General features: G+C 73.8%; 23 protein-coding genes. 13 read left to right on the top strand and 10 right to left on the bottom strand.

All coding sequences use genetic code 11. From position 1 onward, the window contains the following. The first annotated feature begins 156 nt into the window (after positions 1-156). The 4 genes from EV562_RS01945 to EV562_RS01930 all read left to right on the top strand — a co-directional run bounded on the left by EV562_RS01945 (position 157) and on the right by EV562_RS01930 (position 2366). The gene (locus EV562_RS01945) at positions 157-564 is read left to right on the top strand and encodes a hypothetical protein (RefSeq protein ID WP_133884860.1); all 408 of its coding nucleotides are present in this window, start codon (positions 157-159) and stop codon (positions 562-564) included. Beyond that, entirely contained in the window at positions 561-1346 is a 786-nt protein-coding gene (locus EV562_RS01940) for a hypothetical protein (RefSeq protein WP_166661526.1), read from the top strand. The genes EV562_RS01945 and EV562_RS01940 overlap by 4 nt, the downstream gene beginning before the upstream one ends. Positions 1347-1384: 38 nt before the next feature. After that, complete coding sequence (locus EV562_RS01935) at positions 1385-1906, top strand: roadblock/LC7 domain-containing protein (RefSeq protein ID WP_133884859.1); 522 nt, start codon at positions 1385-1387, stop codon at positions 1904-1906. Positions 1907-1991: 85 nt separating this feature from the next. Next, positions 1992-2366: a hypothetical protein gene (locus EV562_RS01930; protein WP_133884858.1), complete on the top strand. Its 375-nt coding sequence runs from the start codon at positions 1992-1994 to the stop codon at positions 2364-2366. A gap of 110 nt (positions 2367-2476) precedes the next feature. On the opposite strand, the gene EV562_RS01925 is transcribed toward EV562_RS01930, so the two are convergent. After that, positions 2477-3841: an FAD-dependent oxidoreductase gene (locus EV562_RS01925; RefSeq protein WP_133884857.1), complete on the bottom strand. Its 1365-nt coding sequence runs from the start codon at positions 3839-3841 to the stop codon at positions 2477-2479. 264 nt (positions 3842-4105) lie between these two features. Between EV562_RS01925 and EV562_RS01920 the strand changes: the two genes are divergently transcribed. Beyond that, positions 4106-5575, top strand: coding sequence for an MFS transporter (locus tag EV562_RS01920; RefSeq protein ID WP_133884856.1), 1470 nt, complete (start codon positions 4106-4108; stop codon positions 5573-5575). 22 nt (positions 5576-5597) lie between these two features. On the opposite strand, the gene EV562_RS01915 is transcribed toward EV562_RS01920, so the two are convergent. Then, positions 5598-5744, bottom strand: a complete 147-nt coding sequence (locus EV562_RS01915; protein WP_166661525.1) for a hypothetical protein — start codon at positions 5742-5744, stop codon at positions 5598-5600. A gap of 161 nt (positions 5745-5905) precedes the next feature. Here EV562_RS01915 and EV562_RS01910 point away from each other — a divergent pair, with 161 nt between their 5' ends. Continuing rightward, positions 5906-6079: a CsbD family protein gene (locus EV562_RS01910; protein ID WP_133884855.1), complete on the top strand. Its 174-nt coding sequence runs from the start codon at positions 5906-5908 to the stop codon at positions 6077-6079. Positions 6080-6202: 123 nt separating this feature from the next. Here EV562_RS01910 and EV562_RS01905 read toward each other — a convergent pair whose 3' ends face one another. From EV562_RS01905 to EV562_RS01895, 3 genes are all read right to left on the bottom strand, one after another. After that, positions 6203-7048, bottom strand: coding sequence for a chitosanase (locus EV562_RS01905; RefSeq protein ID WP_133884854.1), 846 nt, complete (start codon positions 7046-7048; stop codon positions 6203-6205). 133 nt (positions 7049-7181) lie between these two features. After that, positions 7182-9929, bottom strand: a complete 2748-nt coding sequence (locus EV562_RS01900) for a SpoIIE family protein phosphatase (RefSeq protein WP_208298264.1) — start codon at positions 9927-9929, stop codon at positions 7182-7184. A gap of 121 nt (positions 9930-10050) precedes the next feature. Next, on the bottom strand, positions 10051-12630 hold the full coding sequence (locus tag EV562_RS01895; RefSeq protein WP_133884852.1) for a SpoIIE family protein phosphatase: 2580 nt from the start codon (positions 12628-12630) through the stop codon (positions 10051-10053). A 259-nt stretch (positions 12631-12889) separates the two neighbouring features. Here EV562_RS01895 and EV562_RS01890 point away from each other — a divergent pair, with 259 nt between their 5' ends. Together EV562_RS01890 and EV562_RS01885 are read left to right on the top strand one after the other, a co-directional pair. Then, positions 12890-14242 carry an endo-1,4-beta-xylanase gene (locus tag EV562_RS01890; RefSeq protein WP_133884851.1) on the top strand — a complete coding sequence of 451 codons (1353 nt, stop codon included), beginning with the start codon at positions 12890-12892 and terminating at the stop codon, positions 14240-14242. A 220-nt stretch (positions 14243-14462) separates the two neighbouring features. Further along, the gene (locus tag EV562_RS01885) at positions 14463-14891 is read left to right on the top strand and encodes an ATP-binding protein (RefSeq protein ID WP_133884850.1); all 429 of its coding nucleotides are present in this window, start codon (positions 14463-14465) and stop codon (positions 14889-14891) included. Between the two features lie 3 nt (positions 14892-14894). Here EV562_RS01885 and EV562_RS01880 read toward each other — a convergent pair whose 3' ends face one another. Continuing rightward, positions 14895-15260, bottom strand: coding sequence for an STAS domain-containing protein (locus EV562_RS01880; RefSeq protein WP_133884849.1), 366 nt, complete (start codon positions 15258-15260; stop codon positions 14895-14897). Positions 15261-15435: 175 nt separating this feature from the next. Between EV562_RS01880 and EV562_RS01875 the strand changes: the two genes are divergently transcribed. Next, positions 15436-15714: a hypothetical protein gene (locus EV562_RS01875; protein WP_243859966.1), complete on the top strand. Its 279-nt coding sequence runs from the start codon at positions 15436-15438 to the stop codon at positions 15712-15714. Between the two features lie 123 nt (positions 15715-15837). Here the strand turns inward: EV562_RS01875 and EV562_RS01870 are convergent, their stop codons facing one another. Further along, entirely contained in the window at positions 15838-17469 is a 1632-nt protein-coding gene (locus EV562_RS01870) for a glycerol-3-phosphate dehydrogenase/oxidase (protein WP_243859946.1), read from the bottom strand. Next, entirely contained in the window at positions 17466-18080 is a 615-nt protein-coding gene (locus EV562_RS01865; RefSeq protein WP_133884848.1) for a TetR/AcrR family transcriptional regulator, read from the bottom strand. Before EV562_RS01865 ends, EV562_RS01870 begins: the two co-directional genes overlap by 4 nt. A 71-nt stretch (positions 18081-18151) precedes the next feature. On the opposite strand from EV562_RS01865, the gene EV562_RS01860 reads away from it, so the two are divergent. Next, positions 18152-19750 carry an FAD-binding oxidoreductase gene (locus EV562_RS01860; RefSeq protein ID WP_166661523.1) on the top strand — a complete coding sequence of 533 codons (1599 nt, stop codon included), beginning with the start codon at positions 18152-18154 and terminating at the stop codon, positions 19748-19750. 72 nt (positions 19751-19822) lie between these two features. Continuing rightward, positions 19823-20704 (top strand): YegS/Rv2252/BmrU family lipid kinase, encoded by an 882-nt coding sequence (locus EV562_RS01855; protein WP_133884847.1) that lies wholly within the window; start codon positions 19823-19825, stop codon positions 20702-20704. 54 nt (positions 20705-20758) lie between these two features. Here the strand turns inward: EV562_RS01855 and catB are convergent, their stop codons facing one another. After that, positions 20759-23038: a catalase CatB gene (gene catB / locus EV562_RS01850; RefSeq protein ID WP_133884846.1), complete on the bottom strand. Its 2280-nt coding sequence runs from the start codon at positions 23036-23038 to the stop codon at positions 20759-20761. Positions 23039-23174: 136 nt separating this feature from the next. After that, positions 23175-23402 carry a hypothetical protein gene (locus EV562_RS01845; protein ID WP_133884845.1) on the bottom strand — a complete coding sequence of 76 codons (228 nt, stop codon included), beginning with the start codon at positions 23400-23402 and terminating at the stop codon, positions 23175-23177. A gap of 275 nt (positions 23403-23677) precedes the next feature. Between EV562_RS01845 and EV562_RS01840 the strand changes: the two genes are divergently transcribed. Together EV562_RS01840 and EV562_RS01835 are read left to right on the top strand one after the other, a co-directional pair. Then, entirely contained in the window at positions 23678-25138 is a 1461-nt protein-coding gene (locus tag EV562_RS01840) for a GAF domain-containing SpoIIE family protein phosphatase (protein WP_243859945.1), read from the top strand. Next, positions 25138-25590: an STAS domain-containing protein gene (locus EV562_RS01835; RefSeq protein WP_133884844.1), complete on the top strand. Its 453-nt coding sequence runs from the start codon at positions 25138-25140 to the stop codon at positions 25588-25590. Before EV562_RS01840 ends, EV562_RS01835 begins: the two co-directional genes overlap by 1 nt. Positions 25591-25644 lie beyond the last annotated feature (54 nt).

Below are 25644 nucleotides of genomic sequence, written 5' to 3'. Positions count from 1 at the left end.
CGCGCCCGTCCGCTCCCGGCACGGACCGAACCCCGAAGTGTCCCGCGGCGCGCGCACGTTCCTCTGGAAAATGCCAAAGCGCTCACCGGATGCGCGCACTTTCCGTAGTGTCGTCGTCACGTTCGCGGTACAGCCGTGCAGGGGAGGGGATCCGGCGTGCCCGGAATCGACGAGAGTCTGCTGGAAGCCATGCGACTGCCGGGCGCCCGCGGCGCGTCGCTGGTCGACTGGATCAGCGGGCTCGCGCTCGGCGCCGTCGGCGAGGCGCCGGGCGGCGACTGGGAGGCGACGGCCGCGGAGACGGCCGAGCTGGGCCGGCACGTCGCGGAGAGCGGCTCCCTGGCGGCGGGCGGTCCGCGACGGGGCGACGCCGGGGCGGACAAGGAACCCCCGGTGGAGGACCTGATCGCCACCACCGGTGACGCCTACCACCTGCTCAGGTTCGTCAGCACCCCGTTCGACAGCACCGTCTTCCTCCACCTGTGGCTCGACCGCAACGACGGAAACCTCGCCCTGGCCCGCATCCGGCTGGCCGACATGGCGGACCGGCTGGTGCTCGGATGACCCGGGTGACGACCACCTGGACCGCGCACGACACGACGTCGGACGCCCTGCGCGCCCTCGCCGCCGAAGGAGCGACCGGCGCCCTGTCGGGCGAGCGGGGCATCGTCTACCTCTCGGCGGGCCGGGTCGTGCACGTGGAGTCGGCCTGCACTCCCGACCTCGGCGCGCTGCTCACCCGCAGCGGCGCGGTGCCGGCCGACGGCTGGTGGGACGCGGTCGACCGGGGCGGGACACAGCACCGGGTCGGCCACCGGCTCGTGGACAGCGGCAGGCTCGCCGCGGGCGCGCTCGAGGTCTGTCACCTGGGCGCGCTGTTCGACGCCGCCTACTTCGTCCTGGCCCACGACACGCGCGCGCAGCGTTTCCGGCCCGGCGCGGTGCACTGGCTCGGCGCGGTCCGCTCCGTGCCGGTGGACGTCGTCGTGCGCGAGTCCGGACGCCGGCGCGCGCTGCTGGACCGGATATGGCCGGACCCCGCCATCGACACCGTCCCCCTGACCCGGGTGCCGGGCGCCGACGCCGCCGACCTGCCCGCGCGCCGGGGCCGCGCCCTGACCCAGGTCGACGGCGTCCGCACCGCCGCGCAGATCGCGTCGGCGCTCGCCTGTCGCACGTACCACACCCTCGTCGAACTGCGCCGCCTGGCCGCCGACGGCCTCGTCCGCGCCGCCCCGCCAGCGGTCCCGTCCGTCCCGGCCGACGCCGGGCCGCGGCCGGTCGTGTGGGACGACCCGGACACGGCCCTGCTGCGACGGCTCCGAGACGCCTTGGAGGCCCTGTGATCCGCGCGCGCCGCAGGCGCGACGAAAGGAGACTGCTCATGGCCGTCGAGAGCGACGTCCTGGACGAACTGCACCGGCTGCGCAACCGCGTGCCCCAGCTGACCGGATCGCTCGCGGCCACCGTGGACGGGCTCGTCCTCGCCCACGACGCGCCGGGCACCGAGCCCGAAGGCCTCGCCGCGCTCACCGCGGCCGCCCTGGGGGTCGCACACCGCATGGCGGACGCCACCGCGCGCGGCGGGTTCCGCGAACTGCTGCTGCGCGGGGCCGAGGGCTACGTCGCCACGTACGCCGCCGGTCCCGCCGCCGTGCTCACCCTGCTCGCCGACGGGCGGGTCAACGTGGGCCGGCTGCACCTGGAGGGCCGGCGCAGCGGCGCCCGGATCGGGGAGCTGGTCGCCGCCCGCATCGGGCCGGAACGCCGTGCCCCGGCAGCCGAGCACGCGGCGACGCTTCCCGTGGACGCCGGCCGGCCCATCGGCACCCTGCCGGTGCGCACGCCGCAGCGGCCCGCACACCAGCCCACTCCCCGGACCGGCGGCCATCACCGGTCCACCTGACACCGGTCCGCCCGACACGGGTCCACCCGAAAACACCGATCACGCACCGATCCCGCACCGATCACGTCCGGAAGGAAAAACCACCATGCCCAACCTGGAGACCTCGCTCAAGGAATGCCTCAGCGCCATCGACGGGGCCACCGCCGTGGCGCTGGTCGACTACACCAGCGGGATGGCGCTCGGCACGCTGGGCGGCGGCAAGGACTTCAACCTGGAGGTCGCCGCGGCAGGCAACACCGACGTCGTGCGGTCCAAACTGCGCACGATGGAGCTCCTCGGTCTGAAGGACGAGATCGAGGACATCCTGATCACGCTGAACACCCAGTACCACATGATCCGCCTGCTCAAGGGGCGCGGCGGCAACGGGCTGTTCCTCTACCTGGTGCTGGACGCGAGCCGGGCCAACCTGGCCATGGCCCGCCACCAGCTGCGCCGGATCGAGACCGACCTGGAGGTCTGAACCCGGCCGCGCGTCCGTCCGGGGCCGGGGGCCTTCACCTCGCGGACCTTCGCCGGATCCCGGCCGGTGCCGCCGCTCTCCGAGGAGGCGCCGGCGCCGGCCGGGGCGGCTCAGGCGCCGCTCTCCCGGAGCATGTCCTCGCGCTCGACGTACTTCACGCGCGCGCGCCCGTGCGGCTCGCCCTGCGCCTTCTCCGCCGCGTCGAGCCTGTACCAGCCGTCCCAGGTGGTGAAGCGGACGTTGCGCTCGGCGAGGAAGGCGTCCACGCTCTCGGGAGCGGGCGAGGAAGGCGTCTGGAGACGGCCGTTCGCGTAGTCGTCGAGCAGGTTGGAGACCGTCTCGTTGGCGTCGCCCTTGGTGTGTCCGATCAGACCGACCGGGCCGCGCCGGATCCAGCCCGTGACGTACGTCGACTGCAGGTGCTCGCCGGACTCCTGGACGACCCGGCCGCCCACGTCCGGGACCGTGCCGGTCTCCAGGTCCCAGGGCAGCTTGGGCAGCTGGTCGGACAGGTAGCCGACGGCCCGGTAGACGGCCTGCACGTCCCAGTCCTTGAACTCGCCGGTGCCCTTGACGTTGCCCGTGCCGTCCAGCTCGGTGCGCTCGGTGCGCAGGCCGACCACCTTGCCGTCCTCGCCGAGGATCTCCGAGGGCGACTCGAAGAAGTGCAGGAACAGCTTGTGCGGCCGGTCGCCGACGTCGCGGATCGCCCAGTTCTCCAAGGTCTTGGCGACCATGTCGGCCTGCTTGTTGCCGCGCCGGGTGGCGATCGAGCCCTCGTCGTAGTCGATGTCCTCGGGGTCGACGATCACCTCGATGTTGGGGGAGTGGTCGAGCTCCCGCAGCTCCATCGGGCTGAACTTCGCCTGCGCCGGGCCGCGACGCCCGAAGACGTGGACCTCCAGCGCCTTGTTGGCCTTCAGGCCCTCGTAGACGTTCGGCGGGATCTCGGTCGGCAGCAGCTCGTCCGCGGTCTTCGCCAGGACCCGGGCGATGTCCAGGGCGACGTTGCCGACGCCGAGGACGGCGACCTTCTCCGCCTCCAGCGGCCAGGTGCGCGGGAAGTCGGGGTGGCCGTCGTACCAGGCGACGAAGTCGGCCGCGCCGTACGAGCCGTCGAGGTCGATACCGGGGACGGACAGGTCCCGGTCCGCCGTGGCTCCGGTGGCGAATATCACACCGTCGTAGAAGGCCCGCAGGTCGTCCAGGCTGATGTCGGTGGGGTAGTTCACGTTGCCGAAGAGGCGGATCTGCGGCTTGTCGAGCACCTGGTGCAGGGCCGTGATGATGCCCTTGATCCGCGGATGGTCGGGCGCGACGCCGTACCGGATGAGCCCGAACGGGGCGGGCATGCGCTCGAAGATGTCGATGGAAACACCGGGGTCGGCGGCCACCTCGGACTTGAGCAGGGCGTCAGCGGCGTAGATCCCGGCCGGGCCGGATCCGACGATGGCCACCCGCAGTGGGCGGGGCATGTTCAGGTTCCCTTCGAGCGGTGACAGATCGACTCACCGGGAAGCCTAAGCTGAGGCAAGCCTAAGTCGGTACGCGGGTCCGGTCTATGAGGTCATAAGCAGCTCTTATGGGAACCCATGGTCCGGGTTTGGGTTCCGGCTCGAGCCCCGACGCCGCCGCGGGGCGTGGTGCGGGCCGGGCGCTGGTTTGAAGCGCCGGTCACGGGTGACGCAGGGCGGGGGACGCAGTGGCACGTCCCGAGCCGTCTCGCGAGGGGAGTCCGTGTGCAGCGTCCGGACGACGAACTGGATCCCAACCGGTGGCGGGCCCTGTGGGTGACCCTGGTCGCCGGTTTCATGACCCTGCTGGACGTGACGATCGTCGCCGTCGCGCTGCCCTCCATGCAGCAGGGCCTGCACGCCTCGCCCGCCTCCGTGCAGTGGGTCGTTTCCGGCTACGCGCTCGCCTTCGCCCTGACCCTGGTGACCGCGGGCCGGATCGGCGACGCCTTCGGCCGGCGTCGTGTCTTCCTCGTCGCCCTGGCCGCCTTCGTGCTCTGCAGCGCCGCGGCGGGCGCAGCCCCCGGCATCGGACTGCTCATCGTCGCCCGGCTCGCCCAGGGAGTCGCCGCGGGCAGCCTCGCACCGCAGAACTCGGCGCTCATCCAGCAGCTCTTCCGGGGCGCGGAACGCGGGCGCGCGTTCGGGCTCTTCGGTGCCACCGTCGGGGTCTCCAGCGCCGTGGGTCCGGTCGTCGGCGGCCTGATCCTGGCGCTGGCGGGACCCGAGGGCTGGCGGTGGATCTTCTACGTCAACGTGCCGGTCGGCCTGCTCGCCCTGTTCCTCGGCTTCCGCCTGCTGCCCCGGGTGGCGCCCGGCGGCAAGGGGCGGCTCGACCCGGTGGGGGTGACGCTGCTCGGTGCGGGCATCCTGGCGCTGATGCTGCCGCTGGTCCTCGCCGAGGGCGGCGGGCTCACCGAGGTGTGGTGGCTGTTCCCGTCGGGGGTGCTGGTCCTGACCGCCTTCGCCCGGTGGGAGCGCCGCGTCGCCCGGCGGGGCGGGCAGCCCTTGCTGGAACCGGGGCTGCTCACCGAGACCCGCGGTTACGCGACCGGCGCGGGACTGGCCGCCCTCTACTTCGTCGGATTCAGCGGGGTGTGGCTCGTCTTCGCGCTCTACTTCCAGAACGGGCTGAACTACTCACCGCTCGTGTCCGGCCTGGCGGTGACCCCGTTCGCCGTGGGCTCGGCCGTCGCCGCGGCCGTGGCGGGGCGGCTGGTCGAACGGCTCGGCCGGCTGCTGACGGTCTGGGGTCTGGTCGCCGTGATGGCGGGACTCGGCACGACCGCGCTGCTGCTCTGGCTCGCCCCCTCCGGCCCGGCCGCCTGGCTCGCCGCCCCGGCCCTGCTGGTCGGCGGTCTCGGCAGCGGCTGCGTCATCTCCCCGAACATCACCATGACGCTGCGGGACGTGCCGGTCCGGATGGCGGGCGCGGCCGGGGGCGCCCTGCAGACCGGGCAGCGGCTGGGCGGCGCCGTGGGCACCGCCGCGCTGCCGGGCCTCTTCTACCTGACGCTGAACGCCACCCACGACGACTACCACGACGCCGTGGCCCTGTCGGTGGGCACCGGCGTCGCCGCCATGCTCTGCGCGCTGACCGTCGCGGTCCGCGACTGGCGCCGGGACCGTCCCGACGACGACCGGGACTGCCCGCCGGAAACGTCCCACAGCCACACCCACGCGGGCCAGGGCTGACCGCCCCTCACCGCCCGCCGGCTCAGCGCCGCTTGCCGAACCTGCGCAGCATCTCCTGGGCCTGCGCGCGCCGGCGCGGGTCCGAGGCGGCCCGGCGCACCTGCTCGGCCGCCCGGCGCCCCTGCGGGCTGCGGGCGAACTCCTTGATCCGGTTCATCACTCCGGCCATGACGTTCCTCGTTCCTCCGAGTCGACGACGTACTGCCTTGCCGTTGCTGTTACCCAGCGGCCCGCCGCACACCCCCGGCGTACATCCGCACGTTTGAGATCTCCGTTCCGGGCGACCCGCCGGACAGGACATCGCAAGCGAACGCCGAGAGGTGAAGCACTGTGGCCGCCAATGAGAAGTCCAAGGCGAAGACGGAGCAGGCCAAGGGGAAGGCCAAGGAAACGGTCGGCCGGGCCGTCGGCAACGAGAGGATGACGGCCGAGGGACGCGCCGAGCAGTCAAAGGGCGACGCACGGCAGGCCAAGGAGAAGGGCAAGGACGTGTTCCGGCACTGACCCCGGAACGCTTCGCACCCCGCGCGGGCCGCGGAACCGGCACACGGCCGGTTCCGCGGCCCGCGTCGTGCGCGGCGGCCCCGGAGGTTCCGGGGCCGCCGGCCTCACCGGGGCCCGGAGGGATCAGCCGATGTGGTAGCGGTCCCCGTAGACGTACCAGTCCAGCGGCGGATCCAGGTCCAGATTCCCCTCGTCCAGGAAGACGCGCTGCGCCGTGTCGACCCGGCTGGTGTCGCTGTGCGCCTCCTCCTGCCTCATGGCCCACACCCGCTCGTCGAGGAAGGCGTGCAGGTAGGCGACCTCGTCGCCGCCCTGAGCCGGCGGCCGGGCACGGCCCAGGGCCCGCTCGCGGATGCTGCCGAAGCTCAGCGGGTCGCCGCCGTCGCCGTGCATGACGATCGCGTCGTAGTACGCGAACTGGCCCAGCGTGCGCAGCCCGTCCTCCTTGCCGCGCCGGACCGCCGGGTCGAAGTACACGCGGTCGCGCTCGTCGTCCTGGGCGCGGCGGAACTGCGGATCCTCGTCCGCGGCCCGGCGCCAGTCGTCCGGGAAGGCGGGGTCCAGTCCCTCGTGGGAGTCCGAGCCGTCCACCCGGCGCAGCGCCGGCAGGTAGGGCGCGAGGACGTTCCCGGGGTTGCGCCGGGCGTACAGCTCGACCAGGTCGAGCATGTCGCCGGTGCCCGAGCAGAAGCCGACGACGCCGGCGGTGTAGCCGCGGCCGTCGCCGATGTCCTCGATGTAGCGGTACTGCGCCTTCCAGTCGAGCGAGGAGTTCTCGGCGCTCGACACCAGTTGCATGGCGATCTCCTTCTTCGCCGGGTCGTCGAGTCCCGTCACGCGCGCGGATGCCGCCGAGGCGCGCGAGGGGGTGAGGAGGGGGACCGTCGCCAGGGACACACAAGCCATGGCGAGCACGGTACGGCGCGAAGGCCCTTCGGGGCGCGCCGGATCAGGGATGGGGTGCCGCACGGAATCTCCAGGAGTCGTGGGGGTCGGGAGTGCCGGGCACTGATAGGAAGGTTTCCTATCAGACAATCGGCGTACTGGGCACCCGCCTCGCACATGATCGGTACGGACCGGCTCCCGCCCCGGCCCGTTCCCGTCAGGGCACCGGCTGCTCCGCCCAGATGACCTTGCCGGCCGGCGTGTAGCGGGTTCCCCACCGCTCCGCGAGCTGCGCGACCAGGAACAGTCCGCGCCCGCCCTCGTCCGTCATGGCCGCGTAGCGCAGATGGGGGGAGGTGCTGCTGCTGTCGAACACCTCGCAGATCAGGCTGCGGTCACGCACCACCCGCACGTGGACGGTCTCGCCTCCGTACCGGATCGCGTTGGTGACCAGCTCGCTGAGGATCAGCTCCGTGGTGAACGCCAGCTCGTCGAGGCCCCACTCGTCCAGCCGCCGGGTGACCTGGGAACGCACCTGGGCGACGGCCGCCGGATCGTTCGGCACGTCCCACTCGGCGACCTGGTCCGGGCCCAGCGTCCGGGTACGGGCCACCAGCAGGGCGATGTCGTCGCCCGGGCGGTCCGGCAGCCGGGCGTCCAGGACCGTCCGGCAGGTCTCCTCGGGAGTCTCACCGGCCGCCTCCAGCGCTCGGCGCAGCTCTTCCAGGCCGACGTCGATGTCGTGCTCGCGGTCCTCGACCAGCCCGTCGGTGTACAGCACGAGGCGGCTGCCCTCGGCCAGCCGCAGTTCCGTCGTCTCGAAGGGCAGTCCGCCCAGGCCCAGCGGGGGCCCCGCGGGCACCTCGGGGAACTCCACGGTGCCGTCGGGCCGGATCAGGGCGGGCGGCGGATGACCCGCCCGGGCGATCACACAGGAGCCGGCGACCGGGTCGTAGATCGCGTAGAGGCAGGTCGCGCCGGTCACCGGGGCGGTGCTGTCGTCGGCCGCCTCGTCCTGGTCGATGCGGCCGACCAGCTCGTCCAGCAGTCCCAGCAGCTCGTCGGGCGGCAGGTCGAGAGCGGTGAAGTTGTGCACCGCCGTCCGCAGCCGGCCCATGGTGGCCGCGGCGTGCAGCCCGTGCCCGACGACGTCTCCGACGACGAGCGCGACCCGGGCCCCGGACAGCGGCAGCACGTCGAACCAGTCCCCGCCGACCCCCGCCTGCGCGGGCAGGTAGCGGTAGGCGACGTCCAGGGCGTTCTGGTCGGGCAGCCTGCGGGGCAGCAGGCTGCGCTGGAGGGTGACCGCCATGCTGTGCTCGCGGGTGTAGCGGCGGGCGTTGTCGATGGAGACGGCGGCCCGCGCGACCAGCTCCTCGGCCAGCGCCAGCTCGTCCTCGTCGAACGGCTCGGGCTTGACCGAACGCCAGAAGCACACCACCCCCAGCACCAGGGTCCCCGCGCGCAGCGGGACGGTGATCAACGAGTGGACGCCGTACTCCACCACCTGCGCGGAACGCTCGTGGTCCTGCGCCTGCCAGCCCGGGGCCTCGCCGAGCCGGGGCTCCAGGACGGCCCGGCCGGTGCGCAGCGTGCGGGCCTGGGGCGAGGAGTCCACGTAGCGGATCTGGTGTCCCACCGGATACAGCGGGACCTCCCCGGTGATGCCGCTGAGCGCGGTGCGGCGCAGCGGTGTCACGCCGCCCGGCTGACCGCCGGCCAGCACGGTGTCGAACAGGTCGACGGAGACGTAGTCCGCGAACCGGGGCACGGCCAGTTCGCCCAGTTCCTGGGCGGTGCGCGTGACGTCCAGACTGGTCCCGATGCCCACCCCGGCCGCGTAGAGGATGTCCAGGCGCTCCCGGGCGGTCTCGGCCCGGCCGGACAGGGCGCGCAGCTCGGTGGAGTCGCGCAGGGTGGCGACGCTGCCGGCCGGGCCGCCCCGCACGTCGGTGGGACGCTGGTTGATGGCCAGCAGCCGGTCCTTGACCAGGTGCACCTCGTCGGTGGCGGTCTGACCGGAGGCCAGCAGCTCCGCCAGGTCCGACGGCAGTCCGAGCGCGCCGACCGGCCGCCCCTCGGCGTCGGCGGGCAGGTCGAGCAGCCGCCGGGCCTCGTCGTTGGAGAGCAGCAGCCTGCCCTCGGCGCCGACGATGAGCACACCCTCGCGGACGCTGTGCAGGACGGCGTCGTGGTGTTCGTACATCCGGGTCATCTCGTGCGGCCCCAGGCCGTGCGTCTGCCGCATCAGCCGCCGGCTGACCAGCGCCGTGCCCCCCGTCGCCAGGGCCAGTCCGACGGCGGCCGCGATCAGCACGAGGGGCAGCTGACGGTCGGCGACGCCGCCCACGTTCTCCGTCGTGATGCCCGCCGAGACCGTGCCCACCACTCTGCCGTCGGGGTCCTCGACGGGCACGATGGCCTGGACCAGTGGGCCGATGGTGCCCTCGATCTCCTCCGTCACCGTCTCCCCGGCCAGTGCGGGCTCGATGTTCCCGACGAACTTCTTGCCGATGCGGTCCGGCTTGGGATGGGTGTAGCGGATGCCCTCCGGGTTGGTGACGACCACGAAGTCGACGCCCGTGGCCTTGCGCACCGCCTCGGCGCGGGGCTGGAGCACCGCCGAGGGGTCGGGGGCGCGCAGCGCCTCGCGGACGCCGGGGGAGTTGGCGAAGGTCGCGGCCACGGAGACGGAGCGGTTGCGGGCCTCCACCGTGCTGTCGTGCCGCACCTGGAGCACCAGCGCCACCGCCGCGGCCACCACCAGCAGCAGCACGATGACCACGTTCATCACGAAGACCTGGCCGGCCACACTGCGTCCGGACAGTGCGGAGCGCAGTGCCGAGGCAGGCCGCCCCGCGGCCCCTCCCCGCCGTGACCGGTCCGCGTCCTGCCGGTGTCGGGCGTGCGGGCCGCCGGGACGACGGGGTGACCGTTCTCCCGATCGACCCATCAGTCGGACCATGTGCTCATGTCTACACTGCCGGGCCCCGGGAGGCGAGGGGCACCCCCTGGGGCAGGACGGGCCGCCGGACGGGGCCCGCTCGGGTACGCCCCGGCAGGACGCGGACCGTCCGCGGCCGGTCTCACCCGGTGCTCCCGGGCCGGGCCCGGCGGGTGGCGAGCAGCAGCGCGATGTCGTCGGGGCGGTCCGTGGTGTGCCGGGCGGTCACCACGATGCGGTCCGCGACGCCCGCGAGTGAACGGTTCCCCGGCTGTGCGGCGGGCGCCCCGGCCCGGGCGAGGGCACGGCCGAGGGCGGTGATCCCGTCGTCGATGTCGGTGCCGGGCCGCTCCACGAGACCGTCCGTGTAGAGGGCGAGCACGGCACCGGGCTCCATCTCGAACTCGGTCAGCGGGTAGGGCGCGCCCGGGTCCACCCCGAGCACCATCCCGCCGGGCAGGTCGAGGGTCCCGGTGCGTCCGTCCGGGTGGCGCAGCAACGGCGGCGGATGGCCCGCGCGGGCGGCGCGGGCACGTCCGGTGGCCGGGTCGAGCCGGATGTAGCAGCAGCTCGCGAACAGACCGGGGTCCAGATCGGCCAGCAGGTGGTCGACCCCGCTCATCACCTCGTCGGGCGGACGGTCTCCGAGGGCGAAGGCACGCACGGCGCTGCGCAGTTGCCCCATGGTGGCCGCGGCCTGCACACCGTGGCCCTGCACGTCCCCGATGACCAGCGCCATGCCGTCCCCGGAGGCCACCACGTCGTACCAGTCGCCGCCCACCTCCATGCCCTGGGTGCCGGGCAGATAGCGGCCCGCGGTCTCCAGGAGCGGGTGCGCGGGCAGCCGCCGGGGCAGCAGCACCTCCTGCAGCCCGCGGGCGAGCGCGGTCTCGGACTCGTAGCGCCGGGCCTTCTCCATGGCGTGGGCGATGAGCCCGGCGAGGGCGGTGAGCACCGAGCGCTCCTCGGCGCTGAAGCCCCGGGCACGTTCGAAGCCGAGGATGCAGGAGCCGACCGGGCGCCCGGAGGCGATCAGCGGCAGGAAGGCGCGGGCGCCCTCCGTGGCGTCCAGCGGGATGCCCGGGTACGCGGCGGCGAGCGCCTGCATCGTGTCGAAGAAGAGGGGCCTGCCGCTGGTCAGCGTCTCCACGCCGGGCAGCCGGGCGTCCAGCGGCACCCCTTCGAAGGGGGCGAGGAAGCCGGGCGGGAAGCCCGTCTCCCAGGCCAGGTGCAGATGGCGGTCCTGGAGCAGGTAGATGGCGAGGCGGCGGCCGCCGAACGCCGAGAGCAGCTCCCGTACGACCACGGCGGACACCTGGCGGGCGGTGACCGCCTCGGTCAGGGCCACGGCCAGGACGATGGGGCGGTACTCCGGTGCCGTGGAGGCGACCGGCGGGTCGGCCGAGGGATCCGCCTCGGGCGCGCCGTGCTCGGGCGTGAGGCCGGCGGAGGCGTCGGCCACCCGGTTGGCCGGGCGGAGCGTGGCCGTCATGAAGTCGGGTCCGGGATACACGCAGACGGCGAGCCAGTCACCCTCGTAGGGCCGCGGCGCCGTGCGGTGGCCGGTGTCCGGCGGCCGCCGGACATGGAAGCGGACCGGTTCGGGGGAGAGCAGCGCACCGCGCAGGTGGTCCTCGTAGGCGGCCTGGTCCAGCCAGGGCACCGCCTCCCACAGCGAACGGCCGACCAGCGCCGCCCGCGTCCCGCCCAGGAACCCGGCGGCGCGGGGGTTCGCGTAGACGACGGTGCCGAGCCGGTCCACGCACAGGACACCCTCCGGCAGCAGGTCGGCCGCGGCGTCGGCCACGGTGCCGGCGAAGAGGTCGCGCACGGTCCCCCGCACCGGCCCGCCGACGGGCGGCGCCGACCGCGGCCGCCACAGCTCCACCAGGCGCGGTGCGCCGTCCCTGGTCCGAACGTGCAGGGGCAGCCCGGGCGGCCGCCCGGCGGCGGTGTCCCGCAGCGCCGCGGCGAGCCGGTGGCCGTCGCCGGGGACCAGGCCGCCGGTGAGCGTGTCGAGCGTGACCGGGGTTCCGGCCGCTTCGGCCGCGACGCCCAGCAGGGCGCACATCGGCTCGTCCGGGGTGAGGGCGCCGGAGTCCGGATCCCAGTCGAAACTTCCGGCACGCTGCGGCAGCCGCCGCGAGGCGGGCGGCCGTACGCACAGCGGCTCGCCCTCCCAGGAGACCGGTGGCGCGTGCCGGTCGGCGTCCAGCCGCTCCAGTGCCGCGGCCAGACCGTGCGCCAGGCCGGCCATCGCGTCCGCGCCCTCCAGCACGTCGGCGGCGTCGGGGGCGGGGGGACGCAGGACCGTCAGCACGCCGTAGGTCCGGCTCGCCGTGGCGACGGGCACGTACAGGGACCCGAAGGGAAACGGCAGACCGGCCGCGAACTGGGGATACCGGCGCATCGTCTCGGGGGCGTTGGGCAGCACCACGCGTACGCCCAGCCGGTATGCGTCGGCGACCGGGAAGGGACTGTCGGCGTGCAGCCGCCACCAGGGGCGGAACAGCGGTCCCGGCAGTCCGGCGAGGACGGCCAGCCGCAGCAGGCCGGGGGTGGGGGAGCGCAGGTACACACCGCCCACATGGCCGCCGGCCGCGCCGATCGCCCGCGTGGAGGCGTCGATCAGCAGCGCCGTCAGCCGTCCCGGCATCCTGTCGGTGTTCCCGGTGTTCCCGGTGTTCCCGGTGTTCCCGGTGTTCCCGGCGCCCGTACTCATCGGCCCCACCTCGTCCGTGCGCCGCCGCGCGGGTGACACAGCAAGAATGCGCCACCGCCCGCGGGTCGCGCACGCGGTCGGTCCGCACGGGTGACCGGGAGGTGACCGCGACGGGGGCGTTGACCTCGCGGACGGGAGTCCGTAATCTCCTCCGCGACATTCGGAAATCGTAGCGAAACTTTCGGCCCTTCTGGTCGGAGTCCGGCGACTTCCGCCCTTCCGAACGGCCCCCGCACACCGATGCAAGGAACGGGATGACATGCGCATGATCAGACGTCTGTCGAGGGCGGCCACCGCCGGTCTCGTGGCCGCGGCCGCGCTGACGGCCGCGGCCCATTCGGCCGAGGCCGCCGACACGCTCGGCTCCGCGGCGGCCGGCCAGGGCCGCTACTTCGGAACCGCCGTCGCGGCGAGCCACCTGGGCGAGGCCGACTACGCCGCCACGCTCGACCGCGAGTTCAGCTCGGTGACGCCCGAGAACGAGATGAAGTGGGACGCCACCGAGCCCAGCCGCGGCACCTTCACCTTCACCTCCGCCGACCGGATCGTGGACCACGCGCAGAGCCAGGGCATGGACGTGCGGGGTCACACCCTCGTCTGGCACTCCCAACTGCCCTCCTGGGTGGGCTCGCTGGGCGCCTCCGACCTGCGCACCGCGATGAACAACCACATCAACGGCCTGATGGGCCACTACAAGGGAGAGATCCACAGCTGGGACGTCGTCAACGAGGCGTTCCAGGACGGCGGCAGCGGTGCCCGGCGCAGCTCGCCCTTCCAGGACAAGCTGGGCGACGGCTTCATCGAGGAGGCGTTCCGCACCGCCCGTGCCGCCGACCCGGCCGCCAAGCTCTGCTACAACGACTACAACACCGACGGCGTCAACGCGAAGAGCAATGCCGTCTACACCATGGTCAAGGACTTCAAGTCCCGCGGCGTGCCCATCGACTGCGTCGGCTTCCAGTCCCACTTCAACCCCAACTCGCCGGTCCCCTCCGACTACCGGCAGAACCTCCAGCGCTTCGCCGACCTCGGCGTCGACGTGCAGATCACGGAGCTGGACATCGAGGGCTCCGGCTCGGCGCAGGCCGCCAACTACACCAAGGTCGTCGAGGCCTGCCTCGCGGTGGACCGCTGCACCGGCCTCACGGTGTGGGGCATCACCGACAAGTACTCGTGGCGCAGCAGCGGCACCCCGCTGCTGTTCGACGGCAACTACACCGAGAAGCCGGCCTACGACGCCGTCCTGGCGGCCCTCGGCGGCTCCGGAGACCCGGGCGACCCGGGTGACCCCGGTGACCCGGGTGACGGCACCGTGAGCTGCACCGCCACGTACACCAGGACCGCCGACTGGAACAGCGGCTACAACGGTCAGGTCACCATCACCGCGGGCGGTGAGCCGATCAGCTCCTGGACCGCCACGGTCACCCTGCCCGCGCAGCAGACCGTCTCCTCCCTGTGGAACGGCACGCCCACCCGGAGCGGCAACGTCCTGACGGTGCGACCGAGTTGGAACGGCACCCTGGCGGCCGGAGCGTCCACCAGCTTCGGGTTCACCGTGACGAAGAACGGCAGCGACGCCGCGCCGACGGTCGGCGGCTGCACCGCCTCCTGACCCGCCGCGCCCTTCGGCCGCGTCCGGCGCCGTCCCGCCCCCTCGGGGGCCGGGGCGGCGCCGGACGTCGTGGCACAGTGTGCGCCGGTCCGCTCAAAAGCCGGGGCGCCCGGCGGAAGTTGGGGCAAAGGAGTCGTGGAGTGCGCCCTGGTGCGTATCGTGAGAGCCGGGGAGCCTTCGCTTCCTCCACTCGGCCCTGGACCGGACGGTGAGGCTCGGTATGACCCCGGCGCACGGACCCGACACCGCGGGCTCCTCCCTCCTGTCCTCGGTCGTGGAGTTCAGAGGCGGATCGGCGATGATCCCCGCCTCCAGGGACGTCGTGCACGGCTTCGTCGCGCGACTCGCCGAGCGGGACGTCGACCTGGCGGACACCTTCCCGGACGCCGCCCGCCTGGTGGCGAGCGAGCTGGTGACGAACGCGGTGCGGCACGCGCCCGGCCCCTGCCGGCTGGAGCTGACCCTGGTGGGCGACGCCGTGGAGATCGCGGTGTCGGACACCGGGGACGCCTTCCCCACGTTCCTGCCCCGTGATCCCCTGCGGATCGGCCGGCACGGCCTGGAGATCGTGACGCGGCTGTGCGGCGAGGTCATCACCAAGCCGAACGCGACGGGGAAGACGGTGTCCGCGCGTCTGCCGCTCACCTGACCCTCAGGCGGTCAGGGCCTGCTCCACACTCGGGTAGCAGGGGATGAGCGTGTCGACCCCCACCAGCCGCAGCACGCGTTCGACGGCGTCGCGCGGGGCGGCGAGCCGGAACCAGACGCCTCGGTCCTCGGCGGCCCGGTGTGCGGAGATGAGCACGTTGATGCCGCTGGAGTCCAGGAACCCCACCCCGCCGAAGTCCACCACCGTGCCCGGCGCCGACTCCACCGAGGCCAGCAGGACCTCGCGCAGCGGGGCGCTGCCGTCGAGGTCGACCTCTCCGGCGAGGGTCACGAGGCTCACGCCGCCGCCCGTGGTGGTACGGGTGATCAGCAGCCGTTCCGGTACTGCCGCTCCCTCGGTCTCCGCCACGCTGACCTCGCCTCTCGTGTGTGCCGCATGTAGCCCGGCCGTCGTCGGTGGGTCGATGTTAAGGCTCTTCGGGGTCCGAGTGGACCACTTGGGCGGACCGGGGTGGATCGGCCGGACCCGGTCGCGGCGGGCTCGACGCGCGCGAAGACGCTCCTCTGACTACCGTCGAGATGTGGTGGCACACACATTCGAGGAGCTCGTGCACAAACGCCGCGCGGCGGACCTGGCACAGCACCGGGTCGAGGAGCTGCGCGACTCGTACGGGCCGCCCACGCAGCATCAGTGGACCCCGCGGCAGTCGGAGACCTACGAGACGGCCGTGCGGGCCTGGCGCGACCTTGACCGGGACGCGCGGACCGCGATGGCGGAGTACGTCAAGGAGGGAGGTCAGTCCCGGCACAAGATCGAGGCGAAACTCCGCAGGGCCGTCCAGCAGGACGACCCCGACAGCTGACCGGCCGGCGCCCGCCCCTCCGGGCGCCCGCCGCACCGGCCGGCCCCGCCCGGCCCGACCCGCCCGGCTCGGCGCCCCAGCCCGCGAGCCGGGCGGGTCCGGGCCGGGAGCCGGCGGCCGGCTTCAGCCGTTCTCCGCCGCGGCGGAGCCGGGGACCGCCGCGCTCCCGCCGGTCCCCGCGTTCTCACCGTGCTCACCGACGAGGGTGCGTACGGCGTTCAGGGCTGCCGCCCGGTCCTCGGGGACCAGGCCGATGCGGGTGCGGCGGTCGAGCAGGTCGGCCTCGTCGAGGGCGCCCTCGTGGCGCAGCGCCCAGACCAGTTCCGCGCCGGTGACCGGGTGGCCCGGCAGGACGCGCTCGGCGAGGCGGGGCTCCCGGGCGGCGAGTGCCTGGACGGCCGGGGCCTCGGTGCCGTACAGGCGGATCAGGCGGCGTGGTGCCCGCAGCGCCGACAGGGTGTGCGGGGCGGCGGCGCCGACCAGGGGCAGCGCGGCGGTGGGGGACGGTCCGGCGGCCAGGCCGCGGGCGGCGACGGCGGCGTCCACGGCGTCCTCGGCCATCCGCCGGTACGTGGTGAGCTTGCCGCCGACCACCGTGATCACGCCCTCGGAGGAGGTGAGCACGGCGTGCCTGCGCGAGACGTCGGCCGTGCGGGGGGCGGTGCCGGGCCGGTCCGACGGGGTCGTGTCGAGCAGGGGGCGCAGTCCCGCGAAGGCGCCCACCACGTCCTCGCGGCGGACCGGCACGTCCAGCACCGAGCCGAGCACGTCCAGCAGGAAGCCGATGTCGGTCTCGGGCACCTCCGGCACGTCAGGGACGTCTCCGTCCACCGGCTCGTCGGTGAGGCCGACGTAGACACGGCCGTCGCCCTGGGGCAGGACGAGGACGAAGCGGTTGGTCTCCCCGGGGACCGGCACGTGCAGACCGGCCGGGAGCGGACCGAGGTGCTCGGAGCGCAGGACGAGGTGGGTGCCGCGGGAAGGGCGGACCCGGATGCCGTCCACGAGGCCGCCCGCCCACACCCCGGACGCGTTGATCACCGCGCGGGCCCGTATCAGCCCCTCCTCGCCGGTCAGCTCGTCGCGCACCCGGGCGCCCGAGCCGGTCAGCTCCAGTGCCCTGACCCGGGTCAGGATCCGCGCGCCGCGGTGGGCCGCGGTGCGGGCGAGCGCGGTCACCAGCCGGGCGTCGTCGGTGAGCCGGCCGTCCCAGGAGAGCAGGCCGCCGCGCAGCCGGTCCGAGCGCAGTGCCGGGGCGAGGTGCCGGGTCTCCACGGCGGACAGGCGCCGCGGCGCGGGCAGGGTGGCCCGCGCGGTGCGCGCCGCGAGCCGCAGGGTGTCCCCGGCCCGGAACCCCGCCCACGCCAGCGCGCCCTGGGCACGGGAGACCAAGGGGGTGAGCGGCAGCACGAACGGCTGCGCCCGCACCAGGTGGGGCGCGGTGCGCTCCATCAGCACGCCGCGCTCCACCGCGCTCTCGTGGGCGACGTCGAGCTGGGCGGAGGCGAGATAGCGCAGGCCGCCGTGGATGAGCTTCGAGCTCCAGCGGGAGGTGCCGAAGGCCAGGTCGTGGGCGTCCACGGCGGCCACGCTCAGACCCCGGGCGGCGGCGTCCAGAGCGGCGCCGGCGCCGGTCGCGCCGAGACCGACGACGAGGACGTCCACGACCGGGCCGCCGACGGTGCCGGCAAGCTCGCGCGAGCGCCGGGCGGCGGACAGGGAGGCCCCGGCGGCGGGGCTGCTGGTGGGGCTCATGGCGTGAGGGTCCTCTCCAGGAGGGTGCGCAACTCGGCGAGGAGGGCGGCGGGGGACAGGTCGGCGTCGTCCTCGTCGGTCATGGTCCGCAGCGACAGGGCGAAGGACTGCACGACCAGCAGCACCGACCGGGCCTGGCGCCCGGTGTGCACCCGGCGGACCGACCCGTCGGCGTGGCCCTCCGCCAGCGCGTCGGCCAGCAGCCCCAGCAGGGCTTCCTGGCTGGCTCCGCGCCGGTCCAGGACGTAGGGCAGGAGCAGCTCCGGGTCGACGTCGACGATCTTGCGGAAGAGGGGGTGGGCGCGGAACGCCTCCACTCCGGCCACCAGCCCCTCGACGATGCGCGAGCGGGTGTCGGTGCCCTGGGCGGGCGCGGGCATCGCGCCGGTGGCCACCGCGATCCACTCCCGGGTCATCAGGTCGCCGACCAGGGACCGGACGTCCGGCCACCGCCGGTACAGCGTCATCCGGGAGACGCCGGCGCGGCGGGCGACGTCGGTCATCGTGGTGCGCCGCACCCCGACGGCCATCACGCAGTCGCGCACGGCGTCCAGCACCGTGTCGTTGTCCGAGGGGGTCTGCCTCGCATGGTTGTGACGGTTGGGCGTCATGTGTAACAGTGTAACGCCCAGCGGGGCGATGCGTACGGCATCCCTCGCAGCGACCGTGAGGACGACAGGCCATGGACATGCTGTGGAACGGCTGGGGCGACCCGGCCAGGGCGACGCCGCTGCCCGACACGGTGACCGGACTGCTGCGCGAACTGCTCGGCGTCAAGCCCCGCGAGACCGCCGCCCTCCCGCTGGCGGAGATCGACGTACCCGACTCGCCCCTGGGCACGCAGGCCCGCCGCGCGCTGGAGGCCGCCGTCGGGGACCGTGCCGGGGACGTGCGCACGGACGCGGAGAGCCGCATCCGGCACACCCGCGGCAAGTCCACCCCGGACCTGCTGCGGATGCGCACCGGCGACACCGCCGGCACCCCCGCCGCCGTCGTCCTGCCGGACGGCCACGACGAGGTGCTGGCCGTCATGGCGGTCTGCGCAGAACACGGGCTGGCCCTCGTGCCGTTCGGCGGCGGCACCTCCGTCGTCGGCGGCCTCGCCCCCGAGCGCGACGGGACGTTCGTCTCCCTCGACCTGCGCCGCATGAACCGCCTGCTCGACCTCGACGAGGTCTCCCGCACCGCCACCCTCCAGCCCGGCCTGCGCGCCCCACAGGCGGAGGCACTGCTCGCCGAACACGGTTACACCCTCGGCCATTTCCCCCAGTCCTACGAGTGGGCCACCATCGGCGGCTTCGCCGCGACCCGCTCCAGCGGACAGGCCTCCGCCGGGTACGGCCGCTTCGACGAGATGGTCCTCGGCCTCACCCTCGCCACCCCCGCGGGCACCCTCGACACGGGCCGCGCCCCGCGCTCGGCCGCCGGACCCGACCTGCGCCAGCTCGTCCTCGGCTCGGAGGGCGCCTTCGGCGTCATCACCTCCGTCACCGTGCGCATCCGGCCCGTACCGCGGGTCCGCCGCTACGAGGGCTGGCGCTTCGCCTCCTTCGACGAGGGCGCCGCCGCCCTGCGCCGGCTCGCCCAGGACGGCCCCCGCCCCACGGTGCTGCGCCTGTCCGACGAGACCGAGACGCTGATCGGCCTCGCCCAGCCCGACGCCATCGGCGCCTCCCTCCAGCAGCAGGACGCCGGATGCCTCGCCGTCGTCGGCTTCGAGGGGACCGAGGAGGACACCGCGTACCGCCGTGAAGGGGCCGCCGCCGTCCTGCGCGAGAGCGGCGGCACCTTCGCGGGCGAGGAACCGGGTGAGCGCTGGGCACACGGCCGCTACTCGGCGCCGTACCTGCGCGACGCCCTGCTCGACACCGGAGCCCTCGCCGAGACCCTGGAGACGGCCGCCCGCTGGTCGCACCTTCCCGCCCTGTACGCCGCCGTCCGCGAGGCACTCACCGGCACGCTCACCGGGGCCGGCACCCCGCCCCTGGTCATGTGCCACATCTCGCACGTCTACGAGAACGGCGCCTCCCTGTACTTCACGGTCGTCTCAGCCCAGGGCGAGGACGCCGTGGCGCACTGGACCCGGGCCAAGCACGCCGCCAACGACGCGATCCTCGCCGCCGGCGGCACCATCACCCACCACCACGCGGTGGGCACCGACCACCGCGACTGGTACGTACGGGAGGCCGGCCCCCTCGGTGTCAAGGCCCTGCGCGCCGTCAAGCGGAGCCTGGACCCGGCCGGGCTGCTCAGCCCGGGCGTCCTGCTGCCCGCGGACTGACCCCGCCCGCCCCGCGCCCCCACCCCCGTGAGACAACAGTCCGGCACCACCCGTCAGCCCGGAGGCACATCGATGCGACAGTTCACCGCCGTCGTCAACCCCACCGCGGGCGGCGCCACCTCGGCCGCCGCACTGCTCGGGGTGGCCCGGCTGCTGCGGGAGGCGGGGGCCGGGCTGGAGACCGAGTACAGCCACAGCCTCGCGCACGCCCGCGCACTCGCCCGGCAGGCGGGGGAGCGGGGCCGGGTGGTGCTCGCCGTCGGCGGCGACGGCATGGCGGGCGGTATCGGCGGCGCCCTCAGCGGCACCGACACCGTGCTCGGCCTCGTCCCGGCCGGGCGCGGCAACGACTTCGCCCGGGCGCTGGGGCTGCCCACCGAACCGGCCCGGCTGGCCGAGGTGCTGCTGCACGGCGAGCCCCGCCCCGTCGACACCGTCGAGGTCACCTCCGCCGTCCACGACCGCACCGTCGTCCTCGGCAGCGTCTACGCCGGTGTGGACGCGCTCGCCAACCGGCACGCCAACAACACGCGCCTGCTGCGGGGAGCCGCCTCCTACTACGCCGGGGCGGTCCGGGCCGTCGCGGGCTGGCGCGCCACGCGCTACCGGGTCACGGTCGACGGCGAGGAGCACGCCTTCACCGGCTACACGGTGGTGGCCGCCAACTCCGGCTACTACGGCTTCAACCGCCTCATAGCCCCCTCCGCGCGCGTCGACGACGGCCTGCTGGACGTGGTGATGATCCACCGGGCGCCGCGGCGGCTGTTCTTCGCCCTGATGAACGAACTGGCGACGGGCGACCACGTCAACCGGCCCCAAGTGCGCGTCCTGCGCGGCCGGGAGGTCCGCATCGAGGCGGACCGGGCGATCCCCTACGGCGCCGACGGCGAGGTCGAGGCCGTCGTGCCCGTCACGGCCAGGGTGCTGCCCGGCGCGCTGCGCGTCCTGTGCTGAACACACCGCGGGGCCGGACGCCCGCATCGGCGTCCGGCCCCGCGGCCCGGTGGATCAGCCCCGCGGCGTGGTGAAGCGTTCCCACACCCGGTGCGAGCCCATCAGCTCCGTCACCTGCTCCAGGGCGGCGGTGCCGGAGTCGGCGACGATCACACCGGGAGCGTCGGTGGGCACACCCGAGGCCTCCAGTGCCGGCGTGCCGCCCGCCCAGACGCCGATCGCCTTGCCGTGCCGGAAAGCCTCCGACAGCAGCAGGCTCACCCGCGGGTCGACCGCCCCCGGCCCCGCGGGCGCCGGGCCCGCCTTGTAGTCCCGCGGGGTGTAGGCGTCCCCGCCCATGTCGGGCGTCCCCGCGACCAGTACGGCGTCGAACTCGACGGACCGCGCGGTGACATAGCTGCGCTGCACGGTCAGCGCGGCGTCGCCGGAGCCGAGGGTCCCGCCGGTCGGCGCCACGATCAGCGGCACCATCCCGGCGTTCAGCACCGCCTCCCGTACCGCGCCCACGCCCTCCAGGTCGGCCCCGCCGGTCACGATGCCGACGACCCTGCCGTCCAGCGGCCAGGTACCGCCCACCTGGGACAGCGCCGGGCTGGGCTCGACGTCGGCCAGGGGCACCGTCGGACCCGGGGCGGGCAGGCCCAGACCCTCGGCGACGCCCGCGCACAGCTCGGGGTCGATGTTGGCCAGCACCTGGAGCGTCCGCTCCCGGATGGCCTGCTCGTAGCACTTGCCCAGCTCGAAGGTGTAGGCGCCGATGATGTGCTCGCGCTCCACCGGGCTCATGCTGAGCCAGAACCGGCGCGGCTGGCTGAAGTGGTCCGCGAACGACTCCGGGGCCTCACGCACCTTCTTCGACTCCGGCACCCGCACCGGTGCCTCGACGAAGGCGCTCATGTCCGCACCCGCGGTGAACGGGCAGCCGCCGTCGAGGGAGTTGGGCCGGTAGGGCGCCACCCCCCGGTGCACGGCCGTCTGGTGCATGCCGTCGCGCAGCATGTCGTTGACCGGCGCCTGCGGCCGGTTGATCGGAAGCTGCGGGAAGTTGGGGCCGCCCAGACGCGTGATCTGCGTGTCCAGGTACGAGAACAGCCGCCCCGCCAGCAGCGGGTCGTCGGTGACGTCGATACCCGGCACCAGGTGCCCGACGTGGAAGGCGACCTGCTCGGTCTCGGCGAAGAAGTTGGACGGGTTGCGGTTCAGCGTCAGCAGCCCGACCGGCTGCACCGGTGCCAGTTCCTCGGGCACCAGGTTGGTCGGGTCGAGCAGGTCGATGCCCTCGAAGGTCTGCTCGGGGTTGTCGGGGAACGTCTGGATGCCCAGTTCCCACTGCGGGTACGCGCCCGCCTCGATCGCGTCCGCCAGGTCCCGGCGGTGGAAGTCGGGGTCGACGCCGTTGATGATCTGCGCCTCGTCCCAGACCAGCGAGTGCACGCCCAGCTTCGGCTTCCAGTGGAACTTCACCAGCGTCGTGGCGCCCTCCGCGTTCACCAGCCGGAAGGTGTGGACGCCGAAGCCCTCCATCATCCGGTAGGAGCGCGGGATGCCGCGGTCACCCATGAAGAAGAGGGTGTGGTGGGTCGCCTCGGTGTGCAGCGAGACGAAGTCCCAGAAGGTGTCGTGGGCGCTCTGTGCCTGCGGGATCTCCCGGTCCGGGTGCGGCTTCGCGGCGTGCACCACGTCCGGGAACTTGATGGCGTCCTGGATGAAGAAGACCGGGATGTTGTTGCCGACCAGGTCGAAGACGCCCTCGCTGGTGTAGAACTTCGTCGCGAACCCGCGCGTGTCGCGCACGGTGTCCGACGACCCGCGTGAGCCGACCACCGTGGAGAACCGCGTGAACACCGGCGTCTCCACGTCGGCGGCCAGGAACCCGGCCTTGGTGACCGACGCGGCCGTGCCGTAGCTCTGGAACACTCCGTGCGCGCCGGCGCCCCGGGCGTGCACCACGCGCTCCGGGATGCGCTCGTGGTCGAAGTGCATGATCTTCTCGCGCAGGTGATGGTCCTGTAGCAGCACGGGACCGCGCGGCCCCGCCTTCAGCGAGTGGTCGGTGTCGTACAGCCGTGTCCCCTGAGCGTCCGTCAGGTAGGCGCCGGACTGCGCCACCCGCGCCTGGTCGGCTCCCGTGGGCTGACCGGTCGGTGACACGGTGTCCGGGCCGCTCTGGTCCGGCTTCGGGGGCAGCGGCTCGCGGGGCTCGGTGGGTTCGGCGACCGAAGGCGACTCGGGGCCGGGCCGGCCGGGGATCCCGTCCGGCGGTCCGCCGGCCTCGCCGTGCAGACCCTCGGTCACCTTGTGGACTGCTCGCTTGAGGGGATTGGCCTCGCTCATCGGCCTTTCTCCGTTTCTGGGCGGGCCGTTGCTCGCGCCCGGTCGTGTTCGAGTACCGACTGCCGTGGTGGGGCCGTGACCGCGTACCCAGCGTTCGGGAGTCAAGGCATGGGTGCGGGAAAGGAGGAGGCCGGGCTCAGGTGATGGTCTGCCCGTCGTGGATGCCGCCCCGGCAGAGCTTCGTGAACGAGCCGGTCCCCTCCCCGTCCGCCGAGACGATGATCAGTCCGCCGCCCTGGATGCACTCGGCCGCCGTCACCTCGCCCGGGAGGCCCGGGACGCGGAGCACCGCCGCATCCGCCCCGGCGGCGCACAGCATCCACACGGCGAGGGCCGCGATCACGGTGCAGGAGGTCTTGCGCATGGGAACGGCTCCTTCTCACGGGTGCCGTCCCAGCGTCACCGGCACGGGGGCGGCGCGCCACCGGGGGCGGGCGTGCGGGGGAGCGGCGCCACCCGGGAGCGGACAGGGCGAAGGGCCCCGACCGCGGCCGCGGAAGTGGCCGCGTCACCGGGCGGGAAGCCGCGTCGGGGGCCCGGCTGACGAACGGCATTGGCGTTCGGGTGCGTGGGCGCTCTAGGCTGCGTCGGTTCGTGCCGTGTACGGCGGCAGCCCATCGACGGAGAGGAAAGCCGACCATGCAACAGGCATCGGCCACCGACCCGGCTCCCGGGCGCCGCCCCGAGCTGGTCCCCGACCCGGATACGGAGGCGGCCCGTATAGCGGCGGTGCGCCGCTACGACATCCTCGACACTCCGCCCGACGGCGCGTTCGACCGGGTGGCGGCGATGGCCGCCCGGCTCTTCGACGTGCCGGTGGCGACCGTCACGATCGTGGACACCGACCGCATCTGGTTCAAGGCCGCCCACGGCCTGGAGGGCGTCGCGGAGATCGGCCGTGATCCGGGCCTGTGCGGCTCGGCGATCCTGCGCGACGACACGATGGTCATCCCCGACACTCTCAAGGACCCCGTCGCGGCGGGCAATCCGCTGGTAGCCGGAGAGATGGGGGTGCGCTTCTACGCCGCCGCACCGATCGTCACCCCCGACGGGCACCGGCTGGGCACGGTCAACGTTCTCGACACCCGGCCGCGCTCGATCACCGAGGAGGACACGGCCACTCTCGCCGATCTCGCCGCGATCGTGCTGGACGAGATGGAGCTGCGGCTGTCGGCGCTGCGCGCACTGCGCGACGAGCAGGCCCGCCGGGAGGCGGAAAGACGGCAGGCCGAGGCGGAACGAGCGGCCCGGGAGAAGGCGGAGCAGGACAAGGCCGCCATCGCCGCGTTCGCCTCCACCCTCCAGCGCACCCTGCTGCCCCCGGCCCTTCCTGTGGTGCCGGGTCTCGAGCTCGCCTGCCACTACCGCACCGCCTCCGCCCACGACGTGGGCGGCGACTTCTACGACGTCTTCCCCCTCGACGGCGACCGCTGGGCGTTCTTCCTCGGTGACGTGTGCGGCAAGGGGCCCGAGGCCGCGACCGTCACCGCCCTGGCCCGCCACACCCTGCGCACCGCGGCCCAGATCAACGCCGACCCCGTCACCGTGCTGAGCGCGCTCAACACCATGCTGCTCACCGACGGCACCGCCGGCCGCCGCTTCTGCACCGTCGTCTTCGGCCTCCTGGAGCCCCGGGAGGACGGCGGCTTCACCGTCACCGTCGCCACCGGCGGCCACCCTCCCGCCTACCATGTCCGCCCCGACGACAGCGGCTCCGTCTGGGTGAGGTCCGTACGCCCCAAGGGCGGCATGCTCGTCGGCGCCTTTCCGCAGGCACCCTTCGCCCGGACCACGTTCCTGCTGACGGCCGGGGAAAGCCTGTTCCTCTACACCGACGGGCTGATCGAAGCCCGCACCACCGAGGGCGCCATGCTCGGTGACGACGGCCTGACCGGCTTCCTCCACCAGCGCACCGGGCCCGTCACCGCCGCCTCCCTGGTCGAAGACAGCATCGCCCTGCTGGCCTCGCTGCCCGACGGAGCCGGCGACGACGTGGCCTTGCTGGCCCTGTCCGTCCCCCACCCCGACACCACACCCGACGGCAGTGTCTCCGCCACCGCACACACCGCCGCCGCGCCCGAACACTTCGGCCAGGAGTGATGACCGACGTGACCGACACGCTGCAGCTGACCGTCCAGCATCCCTGCCCCGGCCTCGCCGTCGCCGCCGTCGTCGGCGACATGGACATGCACACCGCGGACACCCTGCGCCACGACGCCCGGGAGATCATCCGACAGGGGTGCCCCCACCTGGTTCTGGACCTGTCGCAGGTCGGCTTCTGCGACTCCGCGGGTCTGGGCGCGCTCATCGGCCTCTGGCACGCCGCCCAGGAGGCGGGCGGTGAACTCCGGATCGCCAACGTCCCCGACCGCCTGATGCGCATGCTCGTCCTCACCGGAGTCGACGCGGTCCTGCCGGTCCACGCCACGGCGGCCGAAGCGGTCGCCACCATGACCGGCAGCCCGTCCACCGGCACCGGCGAGCACGGCGCAGTCACCCGATCCGCCACGGGCATCGGCGCCTGCGAACCGGGAGATGCGACGCCCTCCTGACCGTCGGATCCATGGGCGTACGCTCCCACCGAACCGCGCAGGACTCGCGCCGAC

The organism is Streptomyces sp. BK208, assembly GCF_004364245.1.
GTDB lineage: Bacteria > Actinomycetota > Actinomycetes > Streptomycetales > Streptomycetaceae > Streptomyces.
Note: the sequence above shows the minus strand (reverse complement) of the source record. Positions and strands in the feature narration are given on the sequence as shown.